Here is a 13,432-nt window from a genome sequence, read left to right on the forward strand (position 1 = left end):
AAGTTTCGGCATCATCACCGAAAGTCCATGCCGCTGGACAGTAGGTCAGACCGGTGTTTCGGTCAACGGTCGATTCAGTACTCGCCCAAACCGTTATCGACGCGGGGTGCCGTATCCTGCGCCTATGCACGATGACGACGTGGTGAACGGTAGAGTCACCCTGGCCACGGTAGCGAAAGAGGCTGGCGTTTCGATGCCGACAGTTTCGAAGGTCCTCAATGGCCGATCGGATGTCTCTCGCGCCACCCGGGCCAAGGTGGAACGGCTGCTGGACGCCCACGGCTACCGCCGTCGCGCCCAGTCGGCGTCCCGTTCGCCGCTCATCGAGATCGTCTTCCACGAACTGGAGAGCGTCTGGGCGATGGAGCTGATCCGGGGCGTGGAGAACGTCGCCAAGGAGAACCGCGCGACGGTCGTCCTCACCGAGAGCGGCACCCGGCACACCCCCGCGCCGGAGTGGCTCCCGGGCGTGCTGCAACGCAGGCCGCTGGGCGTCGTGCTGGTCTTCTCCACCCTCCCGGAGGACATCAAGCGCCAGCTCAGGGCGGCGGCCATCCCCTTCGTCGTCATCGACCCGGCGGGCGACCCCGACCCGGACGTCCCCTCGGTCGGCTCCGCGAACTGGGCCGGCGGTCTCGCCGCCACCCGCCACCTCACCGACCAGGGACACCGGCGGGTCGCGATCATCACCGGGCCCGAGGACATGCTGTGCTCACTGGCGCGTCTGGACGGCTACCGCTCGGCCATGGCGATGGCGGGCCTGGAGACCGACCCGCGGCTGATGCGCTTCGGCGACTTCCACGTGCAGGGCGGCTTCGAGCACGCCATGGACCTGCTGGAGGGGCCCGACCGGCCCACGGCGATCTTCGCGGGCAGCGACCTCCAGGCGCTCGGCGTGCTGGAGGCGGCCCGGGTCAGGGGCCTGCGGGTGCCTCAGGAACTGTCGGTGGTCGGCTACGACGACGTACCGCTGGCGCAGTGGTCGAGCCCGCCGCTCACCACGGTCCACCAGCCGCTGCGGCACATGGCCGAGGAGGCCGCCCGGATGCTGCTCCGCCCGGACGACCCCGGCACGGCCGCCCAGCGCATCGAGCTGGCGACGCACCTGGTGGTACGGCAGAGCACGGCTCCGCCCAGGGAGGCGTGAGGGACGCGGGGCAGGCCGCCGGAGAGCGGCCCGCGCCACGCCGGCACGAGGCCGGGCGGGAAACGCGGCGCCCGTGCGCGCCGCCCACCGCTCCGGACGGTCGGCGGGTGCGGCTTGGAGGGCGGTGGGCAAGACCGAGGAACGCAAGGAGGGTTCGAATATTTCGAAGTCCCTCGGAACCGTGCCGTCTTGGGACATGAGCCGCCTTCCGCGGCGTCAGTCCCCGTTCGCGACGGCATACGAGTCCCGCACCCGGCCGGTCGAGCCGAAACGTCGCGGGCGATTTTCGCCCGGGCCGCGTGCCGGTGGCCGCCGGGGGATTCCGCGGGAGCGCCGGGCGGCGCGGCCGGGGCCGGCGGGGTGACGCGGGCCCCGGCGAAGGCGGTCTCACCGGTCGCCCGCCGCCTCCTCCTGATCGGTACGACCATCTGAGGAACCGGCGCGCTCCCGAAAGGGACCGGCGCGTGGACCGGTCCCGTTCCGGCGGCGCCACCGAAGTCCCCTCGTCGCCGAGGCGCCGCCCGCCCGCCGTGCCGCACCGGGGGCCGCTCGGTCCCCGGTGCGGCACGGCGGGCACGGGCACGGCGTGCACCGCCGTGCCCGTCCGGTCAGGCGCCGGGCAGGATTCCGGTGCGGGCCACCTCCGAGTACCAGCGGGCGCTGGCCTTGGGGATGCGGGTGCCGGTCGGGTAGTCCACGTAGACGGCGCCGAAGCGCTTGCCGTAGCCGTGGGCCCACTCGAAGTTGTCCAGCAGGGACCACAGGAAGTAGCCGCGCACGTCCGAGCCGTCCAGGATGGCCTGGTGCACGGCGGCCAGGTGGCCGCGCACATAGGCGATCCGGGCGGGGTCGTTGACGTTGCCGGAGGGGTCGGCGTAGTCGTCGAAGGCCGCGCCGTTCTCGGTGATGATCAGCGGCAGCTCCGGGAAGTCGGACGACAGCCGGCGCAGCAGGTCGTACAGGCCGGTGGGGTCGACGGCCCAGCCCATGGCGGTGGTCTCGCCGGGCGGCTGGTGGAAGGCGACCTTGTCGGCGCCCGGCCAGGGGCTGTGGGGGCTGTTGCCGTGGCCGTCCGAGTTGTGGGTGCCGCTGCCGTCGGCCTCGGAGACGACGGTGGGCGAGTAGTAGTTGACGCCGAGGAAGTCCAGCGGCTGGTGGATCTGCTCGAGGTCGCCGTCGCGCACGAAGGACCAGTCGGTCAGCGCGGCGGTGTCCTTGAACAGGTCCTCCGGGTAGGCGCCCCGCAGCATCGGGCCGGTGAAGACCCGGTTGGCGAGCGCGTCGATCCGGCGGACCGCGTCGGCGTCGCCGTCGCTGCCGGTGAGCGGGCGGACGTGGTGGATGTTGAGGGTGACCGAGCACTGGGCGTCGGCGCGGATGCGGTCCCGCAGCGCCTGGACGGCCAGGCCGTGGCCCAGGTTGAGGTGGTGGGCGGCGCGCAGGGCGGCGACCGGGTCGGTGCGGCCGGGGGCGTGCACGCCGGAGCCGTAGCCGAGGAAGGCGCTGCACCAGGGCTCGTTGAGCGTCGTCCAGGTCTTCACCCGGTCGCCGAGGGCGTCCGCGGCGAGGGCCGCGTACTCGGCGAACCGCTCGGCCGTGGCGCGCTCCGGCCAGCCGCCGGCGTCCTCCAGCTCCTGCGGGAGGTCCCAGTGGTAGAGGGTGGCGACGGGCTGGATGCCCTTGTCCAGCAGGTCGTCGACGAGGCGCCGGTAGAAGTCCAGGCCCTTCTGCACGGCGGGGCCGCGGCCTGTGGGCTGGATGCGGGGCCAGGCCAGGGAGAACCGGTAGGCGCCCAGGCCGAGTTCGGCCATGAGGGCGACGTCCTCGCGCCAGCGGTGGTAGTGGTCGGTGGCGATGTCACCGGTGTCGCCGTTGCGGACCCGGCCCGGGGTGCGGGCGTAGGTGTCCCAGATGGACGGCGTACGGCCGTCCTCGGTGGCGGCTCCCTCGATCTGGTAGGAGGCGGTGGCGGAGCCCCAGAGGAAGCCCTTGGGGAAGGTGCGGGCGGCGTCCGGGGCGGACGCGGTCTGCTGTGCGGTGACCACGTAAGTCCTTTCGGGGTGAGGGGGGTTCGCAGGCCGGGGCCTGACGGAGTGGGTGCGGGTCAGCCCTTGACGGCGCCGGCCATGATGCCGCTGACGATCTGGCGGCCGAAGACGATGAACATCGCCAGCAGGGGCAGCGTGCCGAGCAGCGCGCCCGCCATGATCAGCGACTGGTCGCGGACGTAGCCCGCGCTGAGCTGGGTGAGGGCGACGGGGACCGTCGGGTTGGTCATGTCGAGCACCACGAACGGCCAGAAGAAGTCGTTCCACGCGTGCACGAACGTGATCATGAACAGCACGGCCATCGCGGGCCGTGCGATGGGCAGCACGATGCTCCAGAAGATCCGCAGCGAGTGCGCCCCGTCGACGCGGCCGGCCTCGACGAGTTCGTCGGGCAGCGCCTCGGACAGGTACTGCCGCATGAAGAACACGCCGACGGCGCTCACCAGCGTGGGGAAGATGACGGCGGGCAGCTGCTGCGACCAGCCCAGCTCGGACATCATCATGAACAGCGGGACGACGCCGAGCTGCGGCGGCACCATCATGGTGCCGATCACCAGCATCAGCAGGACGTTGCGTCCCTTGAACCGCAGTTTGGCGAAGGCGAATCCGGCCAGCGTCGCGAACATCACCGTGGACAGGGCGATCACGCCGGCCACGATCAGGCTGTTGATCATGGCCTTGCCCATCGCGGCCTCGTCCCAGGCGCGGGCGAGGTTGCTGAACAGGTTCGGGCCGGGCAGGAACGGCGGCGGGGTCTGGCTGACCCGGGTGTTGTCGGTGGAGGCCGCCACCATCGTCCAGTACAGCGGGAAGATCGACAGCACCGCCATGACGACGAGCAGGACGTAGGCGAGCGGCCCGGCGTGGTGCTGGCGGCCGGCGCCCTGGCGCAGCAGCCGGCGGCGGCCGGCCGGCTTCTCGGCAGAGGTCCGGACCGGGGTCTTGGTCCGGACCGGGAGGCTTTGGGTGGTCATGATGACTCCAGGTCAGGACGTACGGGAACGCAGGCGCTTGATCAGGCGCTGTGCCGCGAAGGCGAGGACGAGCAGCATGAACATCGCCCAGGCGACGGTGGCCGAGCGGCCCATCTGGTAGTTCTTCCAGCCCTCCTCGTACAGCAGCAGGCCCAGCGTCTGGTACTGGTTGTCGGCGCCGCCGGTGACACCGTTGGGGCCCTGGCCGAAGATCAGCGGCTCGCCGAAGAGCTGGGTGGCGCCGATGGTGGAGAGCACGATGGTGAAGACGATCGTGGAGCGGATGCCGGGGACGGTGACGTGGGTGAACTGCTTCCACCGGGACGCCCCGTCGAGGGAGGCGGCCTCGTACCGCTCGGCCGGGATGGCCTGCATGGCGGCCAGGTAGAGCAGGGCGTTGTAGCCGGTCCAGCGCCAGATGACGATGGTGGAGATCGCCGCCTGGGCGGGCCACTTGTCGGCCTCCCAGTCCACCGGGTCGATGCCGACCGAGCCGAGCGCCCAGTTGATCATGCCGAAGTCACGCTCGAAGATCATGGTGAAGACGAGCGCGGCGGCGGCGACCGAGGTGGCGTAGGGGACCAGCGAGGCCACGCGGAAGAACAGCGAGGCACGCATGCGGTAGTTGAGCAGGTGCGCCAGGCCGAGCGCCATCATCAGCTGCGGCACCGTGGAGATGACACCGATGGTGATGGTGTTCTGCAGCGCGTTCCAGAACCGTGAGTCGCCCCAGAGTTCGACGTAGTTGTCGAACGCCACCCACTCCATCACGTCGAGGGTGGCCAGTTCCACGTCGTGCAGGGAGATCCACGAGGTGTAGACGAGGGGGTAGAAGCTGAACGCGGCGAAGACGACGAAGAACGGCGCGACGAACGCGTACGGGGCGCCCTTGACGTCCAGCCGGTGCAGCAGGGCGCCGCGCCGGCGGGGGGTCTTCCCGTCGCCCGTGGTGCCCGGCGGCTCCTCGCCGGTCAGGGCCTTGGTGGTGGAGGTGGCCACCGGACTTTCCTTCCTGAGAGCGGATGGGTGAGCCGGGCCCCGGGCCCGTCGGCGGGATGCCGAGCGGGCCCGGGCGGCTGCGAGGGCGTCGGGTCAGCCGACCGCCTTCTCGATGCGCTCCGTGGTGGTCTCCCACGCCTTGTCACGCTTGGTGCCCTGCTCGACCAGGGCCAGGCCCTGGGAGAAGGTGTCCTTGATCGTGCCGTCCTTGCGGCCGAGGACCTGCTTGTCCGGGATCTCCTGCGCGGCGGCACCGAAGATCTGGCCGATCGGCGCGTTGTCGAAGTACTCCGACGTGGCGTTCTTCACGTCGTCGGTCTGGAGCGCCTTCTCGGAGGACGGGATGTTGCCGATCTCCTTGAAGATGTGGGCCTGCTGCTCCGGCGCGGTCAGCCAGGCGACGAGCTTCTTGGCCTCCTCCTTCACCGGGCTCTGCTCGATCACCCCGAGGAAGGAACCGCCCCAGTTGGCGCCCTTGGGAGCCCGGGCGACGTCCCACTTGCCCTTGTTGGCCTCACCGGCCTTCTCGCTGATGTGGCTGAGCATCCAGGCCGGGCAGACGGCGGTGGCGAACGTGCCGTTGGCCAGGCCGGGGTCCCAACCCGGCTGGAACTGACGGAGTTTGGCGGTCAGTCCCTCCTCGGCGGCATCGGCGGACAGGGCCCAGGCGTCCTTGACGGCCGGGTTCTTGTCGTAGATCAACTCACCCTTCTCGTCGTAGTACTGCTCGGGGTAGCCGTAGACCATGGCGTTGAACAGGCCGCTGGCCGAGTCCGTGAACGCCACCTTGTCGCCCTTGAAGTCCTTCTTGAAGGTGCGGCCGGTCTCGACGTACTTGCTCCAGTCGCCCTCCCACAGCTTGCCGACCTCTTCGCGGTCGGTGGGCAGACCGGCCTGCTCGAAGTAGTCCTTGCGGTAACAGACGGCCATGGGGCCGATGTCGGTGCCCAGGCCCAGCACCTTGCCGTCCGCGGTGCTGATCTGCGACTGCTTCCAGGGCAGGAAGTGGTCGGTGCCGGCCATGCCGGCGAAGTCCGCGAACTTGTCCGCCTGGGTCTCGGTGATCTCCTTGGCCCGGCCGATCTCGATGCCCTGGATGTCCTTCAGGCCGTTGCCGGCGGCGAGGTGGGTCTGCAGCGCGGTGTAGTACGTCTGCTCGTCACCGGCGATGTCGGCCTTGATGTCGACATTCGGGTTCTCCTTCTCGTACTGCTCGAGAAGGCCGGTCTCCTTGAGACCCATCACGCCGTACAGGCCCATGGTGATGGTGACCTTGCCGTCCTTCTTGCCACCGCCGGTGACCGAGTCGTCACCGCCGCCGCAGGCGGCGACCAGTGCCAGCGCGCCGGCGGCCGCGACCGTCGCGACCGCCTTCCTGCGCAACGAACCGTAAGTGCCCATGGATCTCCTCCTAGCGACGGCGCTGACACATCGGAGTGACAAGTTCTGCGATGACTACAGCGGCTCTGATAGGGATGGGAACGTACCCATTCCGGGGTGGGCACGTTCCCACCGCGCAACGAAGACTCATGGCTAGCGGATAGGTCTGTCAATAACTTGAAACCAACTTGTCGTCCCGTTCCGGGTTCCGCGTCCGCCGTCCCGCCCCCGGGGGGTGCTGCGCCGACGGCCGCGTCTGCAAGAATTGCCGCAGGTCAACTCCGCGGCAGGCATCGCCGTCGCGGCTGTCCAGGGGGGAGCACATGAGCGGCAACCGCCGTCCGACCATCAAAACGGTCGCCGCCCGCGCCGGCGTGGGCCGCACCACGGTCTCCCGCGTCGTCAACGGCTCGGACCTCGTCAGCGCCGACGCCCGGGAGAGGGTCCTGGCCGCGATCAAGGAACTGAACTACGTCCCCAACTCGGTCGCCCGCGGCCTGGTGACCAACCGCACCAACGCGGTGGCCCTGGTGATCCCGGAGTCGGAGAGCCGGCTCGGTTCGGAACCGTTCTTCGCCGCGCTGATCCGCGGCGTCAGCGGCGCCCTCGCGGAGAGCCGGACCCAGCTTCAGCTCATGCTCGTCCGCGACCAGGCCGAACGCGACCAGCTCACCGAGACGGTGGCCACGCACCGCGTGGACGGCGTCCTGCTGGTCTCCGTGCACGCCGACGACCGGCTGCCGGGCATGCTGGAGGAGATGGGCCTGCCGACCGTGCTGGCCGGCCGCCGCGACGCGGGCGAACAACTGAGCTACGTCGACTCCGACAACGCCGGGGGCGCCACCGCGGCGGTACGGCACCTGCTGCACCGCGGGCGAACCCGGATCGCCACGATCACCGGCCCGCTGGACATGGACGTCGGCCGCAGCCGGCTCGCCGGCTGGCACACCGCGCACCGGGAGGCGGGGGTCCCCGCGGACGAACTCCTGGTCGAGGAGGGTGACTTCACGGAGGAGGGTGCCTGCCGGGCCATGTGTTCGCTACTTGAACGCGCCCCGGATCTGGACGCCGTCTTCGCCGCCTCCGACCTCATGGCGGTCGGTGCCCTGGCCGAATTGCGCCGGCGGCGGCTGCGGGTGCCCGAGGACGTCGCCGTCGTCGGCTACGAGGACTCCGTCCTCGCCCGCCACACCGCTCCGCCCCTGACGACGGTGCGCCAGCCGGTGGAGGAGATCGGCCGCACCATGGCCCTGATCCTCACCGGCATCACCCAGCGTGGCGAACCCCGGCAGCAGCGGACGCTGCCCACGGAGCTGGTGGTGCGGGAGTCGTCGTAGCGGGGTCTTCATGCCGCGGCCCCCGTCGTGGGCGGGGCCCGCGGTGGCGCGTACCGGTGTTCTCCGCCCCGCCGCCGCGAACGGTGACAGACCCGCCCGCACCGGGGTACCCGCCAGGGACGCGATCGCATCATGAGGAAGGACGGCGCCTCATGCACCATGACGAGTTCATCGGAAAAGTGCAGGCTCTCACCCGGCTCCCGGACCGGGGATCGTCCGAGCAGGCGACCCGTGCGGTGCTGAGCACGCTGGCCGAACGGCTGCCGCCCGGGCTGACGGACCACGTGGCGGCCCAGCTGCCGCCCACCCTTGCCGCGCCCATGCGGCAGGCCAAGGACTCCTCCGGCGAGCGCTTCGACCTGACCACGTTCGCCGGACGGATCGCCGGGCGGGCCCACACGGACGAGGACGGGGCCGTACGGGAGGCCGCCGCCGTACTGGAGGTGCTCGACGCTGCCCTCGCCCCGGAGCTGACGGAGAAGCTGGTCGCCGCGCTGCCCAGGGACATCGGCGGCCTGCTGCCCGCCGGACGCGCCACCGACGACACCGACTGAGGAGGTGACCGGGCATGGTCTCCGAGTCCGTGACGGTCCCCTCGGGTACGGCGGCCCTGCCCGGGGACCTCGTGATCCCCGCCGGGGCGCGTGGGGTGGTGCTGTTCGCGCACGGCAGCGGCAGCTCACGGTTCAGCCCCCGCAACCGGGCGGTCGCCACCGCGTTGCGGGAGGCGGGGTTCGGCACCCTGCTGCTGGATCTGCTCACCCCGGAGGAGGAGCGCGAGGACGACGCGACGGGGCGGCACCGCTTCGACATCGGCCTGCTGGCCCGGCGGCTGGCGCATGCCGTCGACTGGCTGGAGCAGCGACCGGACGGCGTGGACCTTCCCGTGGGTCTGTTCGGGGCCAGTACGGGGGCGGCGGCGGCGCTGGTGGCCGCCGCCGAACGGCCCAAACGGGTGTCGGCGGTCGTGTCGCGGGGCGGGCGCCCGGATCTGGCGGGCGACGCGCTCGGCCTGGTCGCGTGCCCGGTGCTGCTCGTGGTGGGCGGCGACGACGAGACGGTCCTCGGCCTCAACCGTGAGGCCGCCGGCCGGCTGTCCGCGGCGCACCACCTCCATGTGGTGCCCGGCGCGACCCACCTCTTTCCCGAACCCGGCGCGCTGGAGCAGGTCGCCGAACTCGCCGCCGGCTGGTTCCGCGACCATCTCTGACCGGGCGCGGGGCGGGCCGCGGCACGGTGTGTGCCGCGGCCCGCCCCGGTCTCAGCCCGTGCTGCAGGAGACGGTCGGCCAGTTCCAGTTGCCGTTGGCCATGATCGTCACCCCCCAGTTGTCGCCGCTGCCGTTGGGCTTGGCGACGAGGGTCTGGCTGTTGGGGTAGGAGGTGCTGACGTTCCAGGCCGAGGAGACCTTCGCCGGGGACGGCACGTTCATGGTCACTGTCCAGTCGCTGCCGCCGCTGACCGAGACGTTGAGGTTGTAGCGGTCGCCCCAGCGGTTGCCCGCGGACAGGGTCGCGGTACAGGCGGTGCCGCCGCCACCGCCTCCTCCCCCGCCGCCGGAACCGTCGGGGGCGACGGCGCGGCCGGTCTGCGGGGAGATCATGCCGGCGCACAGGCCCCGGGAGGCCAGGTTCTGCGCGATGCGCGGGATCGCGGCGATGGTGTTGGCCGGCCAGTCGTGCATCAAGATGACCTGGCCGTTGGTGAGCCGGGAGGCGGCCTGCACGATGGCGTCGGTGCTCGCGTTGTTCCAGTCCTGCGAGTCGACGTCCCAGATGATCTCGGTCAGGCCGTACTTGGCCTCGACCGCGCGCAGCGTCGAGTTGGTCTCGCCGTACGGCGGCCGGAACAGCTTCGGTGTGCCGCCGCCGGCGTTGGCGATCGCCTGCTGGGTGCGGGCGATCTCCGAGTCCATCTGGGACTGGCTCAGCTGGGTCATGTGGGGGTGGGTGTAGCTGTGGTTGGCGACCCACATGCCGGCGTCGACCTGGGCCTTGACCAGGGAGGGGTTGGCGGCGGCGTACTGGCCCTGATTGAACATCGTGGCCCGCAGCCCGTTCTGCCTGAGCGCGTTGAGCAGGTTCATGGTGCTGCCGGTGGACGGGCCGTCGTCGAAGGTGAGCCCGACGTAGCCGTTGCAGGCGGCGGCCTGCGCCGGTGCGGCGTCGAGGGTCGCGCCGGCGGTGCCGGCCAGGGTCAGCGCGGCGACGGCCAGTCCCGACACCAGGGACCGGGGGACTTTTCCGGTGGTCATCTGCGGTGCTCCTCCTCGTTGAAAGGTCAGCCTGCGCTGCAGGAGACCGTCGGCCAGGTCCAGTTGCCGTTGGTCATGATCGTCGCGCCCCAGTTGCTGCCGCTGCCGTTGGACCTGGCGACGAGGGTCTGGCTGTCGGGGTAGGACGCGCTGACGTTCCAGGTCGAGGAGACCTTCGCCGGGGAGGGGACCCGCATCGTGACGGTCCAGTTGCCGGCGCCGCTCACCGAGACGTTGAGGTTGTAGCGGTCGCCCCACTTCTCGCCGGCCGACAGGGTCGCGTTGCAGCCGCCACCGCCACCGCCACCGCCGCCACCGCCACCGCCACCGCCCCCGCCACCACCGGAACTGCCTTCACTCACGGTGATGTTGGAGCTGCCGCTGCTCTGGTAGCCCTCGGTGGCCATGATCATGTAGTTGTGGCTGCCCAGGTTCATGCCCTTGCTCGCCCAGGCGTCGAAGTGGTTGCCACTGGTGATGGTGCCGCCGGTGCGCCTGGACTGGCGGACGCTCCAGTACTGGTCGAAGGTCCTGGTGCCTTCGATGGAGGGGGCGTTGTACCGGGTCGTCCTGTAGATGTCGTACGTGCCGCCGTCACTGGTGACGGTGCCCTTGTACTCGCCGGTGGGACGGTAGGTGCCCCAGTTGTCGACGATGTAGTACTCGACGAGCGGGCCGGTGGTCCATCCGTAGAGCGTGAGGTACGCGTTGCCGGACGGGTTGAAGGAGCCCGAGTAGCTGACGGTCTTGCGGCCGCCGGTGCTCCAGCCCTTGCCGGCCACGAAGTTGCCGGTGTTGCTCCAGCGGGTGCTGTAGTTGCCGCCGGAGCCCAGGTCCATGGAGACGGTTCCCTGGGAGTCGGTCCAGAACGAGTACCACCAGCCGTTGTTGGTGCCGGTCTGGTTCGTGTTGACGGCGGTGGCGGTGGTGGCGGTCAGGAGCAGTGCGGTGACGGCGGCCAGCGCGACCGTCCAGACGCTTCTGACGCTCAGCAGCAGGCGGCCGCGTCTGCGGCCCCTCGGTCGGGCGGACACGTGCATGGAGTGCGCCTCCTGTGCGGCTCGGTGGGGATTCGATGCCGCACAGTGTTGGTCTGCACGCGTCAACCGTCAATGGTTTCGGTAAGCCTTTCGAAATCTTCGCTTGATCAAAAAAGCGAAAGGGTCTGCGTTTTTCCAGTTCACACCTGGCTCTGAACCGGTCGAACGAGATGGTGGCGTAACAGAAGACGAGCACTCACCGAACCCGTCCATCACGTGAGCGAAAGTTTCGGAGACGGCAGTGCCTACGCGCTTCTGATGCCGCCTCCGCCCGGCGGCCACGGTTCCGCTCCCCTTCGGTCCTTCAGGTCGGAAGCCGGGAACCAGGCACCCCGGACAAGAGGTCACGCGGTGGCCGCACGAGACGAACGTGTTGCCAGGCTCCGGCAGTTCACCGGTTCAGGTCGGTGTCGTCCAGCGCGGGGCCGTCTCCGCCCAGGCCGTGTCCCAGTCGGCGAGGTTGCGGCGGCGCAGGGCCAGACCGGTCAGGGCGTGGGCGGCGGCACCGGTGAGGGCGACGCCGATGGCGGCGAGGAGGGCCCAGCCCAGGGTGCGGCTGCGGACCTCCTCGCGGGTCAGCGGCCGTTCCGTCGCCTCGCCGTCGGCGGTGACCCAGACGCGTACGGTGTCGCCGGCGGTCAGTCCCGGCCGGACCTCCGCCCGTGTGGTGCGGGTCCGCCCCTCGCGGGTGACCACGCGGACCTCGACCGGGTAACGGGTCTTCTTCTCCTCGTCCGAGCCCGGTTCGGGGTGGCGCGGGGCGTCCCGGACGAGGGTCGCGTCCGTCTCGTACCGGGTCAGGTGCTGGTGACGGGCGGTGTCCTCGTAATGCCGGCGGGCGGTGTCGCCGACAAGGACGGCGGCCACGGGGGCCACGGCCAGTACGGCGATCAGCACCCCGAGGCCGAACCAGGCCTGGAGCGTGTCGGTGCGGCGGCGCAGGGGGTTGCGCCGCCAGCGCCACAGCAGGGGGCGCGGGGGCGGGCCCGGGGGCGGCTGTGCCGGAGGTGTCTCGCCGGCCACGTCAGGGCTCCTTCCGGTGGCGGGGCGCGGGCGGTCGGGTCGGTCAGACGGTTCCGGTGACCGAGGGGTGCTGGTGCGCCGAGGCGAGGAGGCCGGCGGCGCCCCGGACGGCGGCGGTGTGCGGCGACGGGACCTGCCGCACCGCGCAGCCGAGGCCGGCGGGAAGGTCGCGGGTGATGTCGGGGCACAGCGCGCCGCCGCCGGCCAGCAGGACGCCCCGGCGCAGGGCGGTACGGGTGAGCGCGGTGCGGTCCTGGCGCAGCATCGCGGTCACCATGCCGGCCACCGCCGCGGTGATGTCGCCGGGCGGCGTGCCGTCGGCCAGGTCGGTGGTGCCCAGCGCGGTGCGGCGGGCGTCGGTGACCGCGCCGTCCACGAGCAGCACCACCTCGGTGAGGTGGGCGCCGATGTCGACGACGAGCAGCGGCCGGATGTGGTCGGCGCCCGCCGCCAGGGCCACCGCGCGGGCGCCCGGGACGGTCAGTACGGCGCGCGGGCGGAGGACCTCGACGGCCGTGCGGGCAGCGGTCCGGAAGGCGAGCCCGTCCAGGACCGGCGCCGTGACGACGACCAGCGGGCGGCCGGTCCGGGGCAGCCGGTGCCCGAGCAGCCGCTCCAGCATCCTGGCCGTGCCCGGTACGTCGACGATCGTGCCGCGCTGGACGGGGTGGACCGCGCCGGTGCCCGGGAAGGTCACGGTGGGCACGTCGAGAACCATGCCCCGCCCGGCGATCCACGCGCGGGTGCGGGCGCTGCCCAGGTCGAGAGCGATCCCCGGGCAGCGCCGGCACGGCGGCCGGTGCCAGTGCCGTACCGGCTCCGGGAGGGAACGCCGGATCACGGTCACCGGCCGGCCTCCCTCACCTGCTGGCAGCGCCCGCAGTAGCGGGCCTGGGGGACGATCAGCAGGCGGTGGCGTTCGACGGCGCGGCGGCACAGGTGACAGGTGCCGTACTGCCCGGAGTCCATCCGGGCGAGCGCCGCCTCGACGTCGGCGAGCACCATGCGGGCGGACGCCGCGAGCTTGACGCCCACCTCGATCCGGGCGGCGTCCGCCTCCCGGCGCCGGTCGTCGGCACGGTCCGAGGAGTGGACGGCGAACTGCCGCAGCTGCTCCTGCCGGAACAGCCGCTGCTCGTGCAGGCTCTCGCGCAGCGCGGCGAGGTCCTCGGGGGTGAGGACCGTGTCGCGCTCGCCGATGGTCTGGTGGGTCACCACTGCACCCCTTGG

The 13,432-nt window shown here is 71.4% G+C and carries 13 protein-coding genes; 4 read left to right on the forward strand and 9 right to left on the reverse strand.

Annotated elements, in window-relative coordinates; translation table 11 throughout:
• Positions 1 to 124 precede the first annotated feature (124 nt).
• Positions 125 to 1,147 (forward strand): LacI family DNA-binding transcriptional regulator, encoded by a 1,023-nt coding sequence (locus IH50_RS0128160; protein ID WP_030868205.1) that lies wholly within the window; start codon positions 125 to 127, stop codon positions 1,145 to 1,147.
• A 608-nt stretch (positions 1,148 to 1,755) separates the two neighbouring features.
• Here IH50_RS0128160 and IH50_RS0128165 read toward each other — a convergent pair.
• From IH50_RS0128165 to IH50_RS0128180, 4 genes are all read right to left on the reverse strand, one after another.
• Positions 1,756 to 3,192, reverse strand: coding sequence for a GH1 family beta-glucosidase (locus tag IH50_RS0128165; RefSeq protein ID WP_030868208.1), 1,437 nt, complete (start codon positions 3,190 to 3,192; stop codon positions 1,756 to 1,758).
• 59 nt (positions 3,193 to 3,251) lie between these two features.
• Positions 3,252 to 4,169 carry a carbohydrate ABC transporter permease gene (locus IH50_RS0128170; RefSeq protein ID WP_030868213.1) on the reverse strand — a complete coding sequence of 306 codons (918 nt, stop codon included), beginning with the start codon at positions 4,167 to 4,169 and terminating at the stop codon, positions 3,252 to 3,254.
• A gap of 12 nt (positions 4,170 to 4,181) precedes the next feature.
• Entirely contained in the window at positions 4,182 to 5,168 is a 987-nt protein-coding gene (locus tag IH50_RS0128175; RefSeq protein WP_030868217.1) for a carbohydrate ABC transporter permease, read from the reverse strand.
• 93 nt (positions 5,169 to 5,261) lie between these two features.
• Entirely contained in the window at positions 5,262 to 6,569 is a 1,308-nt protein-coding gene (locus tag IH50_RS0128180) for an ABC transporter substrate-binding protein (RefSeq protein ID WP_030868220.1), read from the reverse strand.
• 302 nt (positions 6,570 to 6,871) lie between these two features.
• Between IH50_RS0128180 and IH50_RS0128185 the strand changes: the two genes are divergently transcribed.
• From IH50_RS0128185 to IH50_RS0128195, 3 genes are all read left to right on the forward strand, one after another.
• Positions 6,872 to 7,885: a LacI family DNA-binding transcriptional regulator gene (locus tag IH50_RS0128185; RefSeq protein ID WP_030868223.1), complete on the forward strand. Its 1,014-nt coding sequence runs from the start codon at positions 6,872 to 6,874 to the stop codon at positions 7,883 to 7,885.
• A gap of 152 nt (positions 7,886 to 8,037) precedes the next feature.
• Positions 8,038 to 8,439 carry a DUF2267 domain-containing protein gene (locus IH50_RS0128190; RefSeq protein WP_030868227.1) on the forward strand — a complete coding sequence of 134 codons (402 nt, stop codon included), beginning with the start codon at positions 8,038 to 8,040 and terminating at the stop codon, positions 8,437 to 8,439.
• A 14-nt stretch (positions 8,440 to 8,453) separates the two neighbouring features.
• Complete coding sequence (locus IH50_RS0128195; protein ID WP_030868230.1) at positions 8,454 to 9,095, forward strand: dienelactone hydrolase family protein; 642 nt, start codon at positions 8,454 to 8,456, stop codon at positions 9,093 to 9,095.
• A gap of 51 nt (positions 9,096 to 9,146) precedes the next feature.
• Here IH50_RS0128195 and IH50_RS0128200 read toward each other — a convergent pair whose 3' ends face one another.
• From IH50_RS0128200 to IH50_RS0128220, 5 genes are all read right to left on the reverse strand, one after another.
• Positions 9,147 to 10,139 (reverse strand): polysaccharide deacetylase family protein, encoded by a 993-nt coding sequence (locus IH50_RS0128200; protein ID WP_030868233.1) that lies wholly within the window; start codon positions 10,137 to 10,139, stop codon positions 9,147 to 9,149.
• Between the two features lie 26 nt (positions 10,140 to 10,165).
• Positions 10,166 to 11,179: a glycoside hydrolase family 11 protein gene (locus tag IH50_RS0128205; RefSeq protein WP_030868236.1), complete on the reverse strand. Its 1,014-nt coding sequence runs from the start codon at positions 11,177 to 11,179 to the stop codon at positions 10,166 to 10,168.
• Positions 11,180 to 11,578: 399 nt separating this feature from the next.
• On the reverse strand, positions 11,579 to 12,202 hold the full coding sequence (locus tag IH50_RS0128210) for a hypothetical protein (protein WP_030868240.1): 624 nt from the start codon (positions 12,200 to 12,202) through the stop codon (positions 11,579 to 11,581).
• 43 nt (positions 12,203 to 12,245) lie between these two features.
• Complete coding sequence (locus tag IH50_RS0128215; protein ID WP_030868243.1) at positions 12,246 to 13,049, reverse strand: rod shape-determining protein; 804 nt, start codon at positions 13,047 to 13,049, stop codon at positions 12,246 to 12,248.
• Complete coding sequence (locus IH50_RS0128220; RefSeq protein WP_199822144.1) at positions 13,046 to 13,417, reverse strand: TraR/DksA family transcriptional regulator; 372 nt, start codon at positions 13,415 to 13,417, stop codon at positions 13,046 to 13,048. The genes IH50_RS0128215 and IH50_RS0128220 overlap by 4 nt, the downstream gene beginning before the upstream one ends.
• Positions 13,418 to 13,432: the final 15 nt, after the last annotated feature.

Origin of the sequence: Streptomyces sp. NRRL S-37 (assembly GCF_000721605.1) — a bacterium.
Taxonomy (GTDB): domain Bacteria; phylum Actinomycetota; class Actinomycetes; order Streptomycetales; family Streptomycetaceae; genus Streptomyces.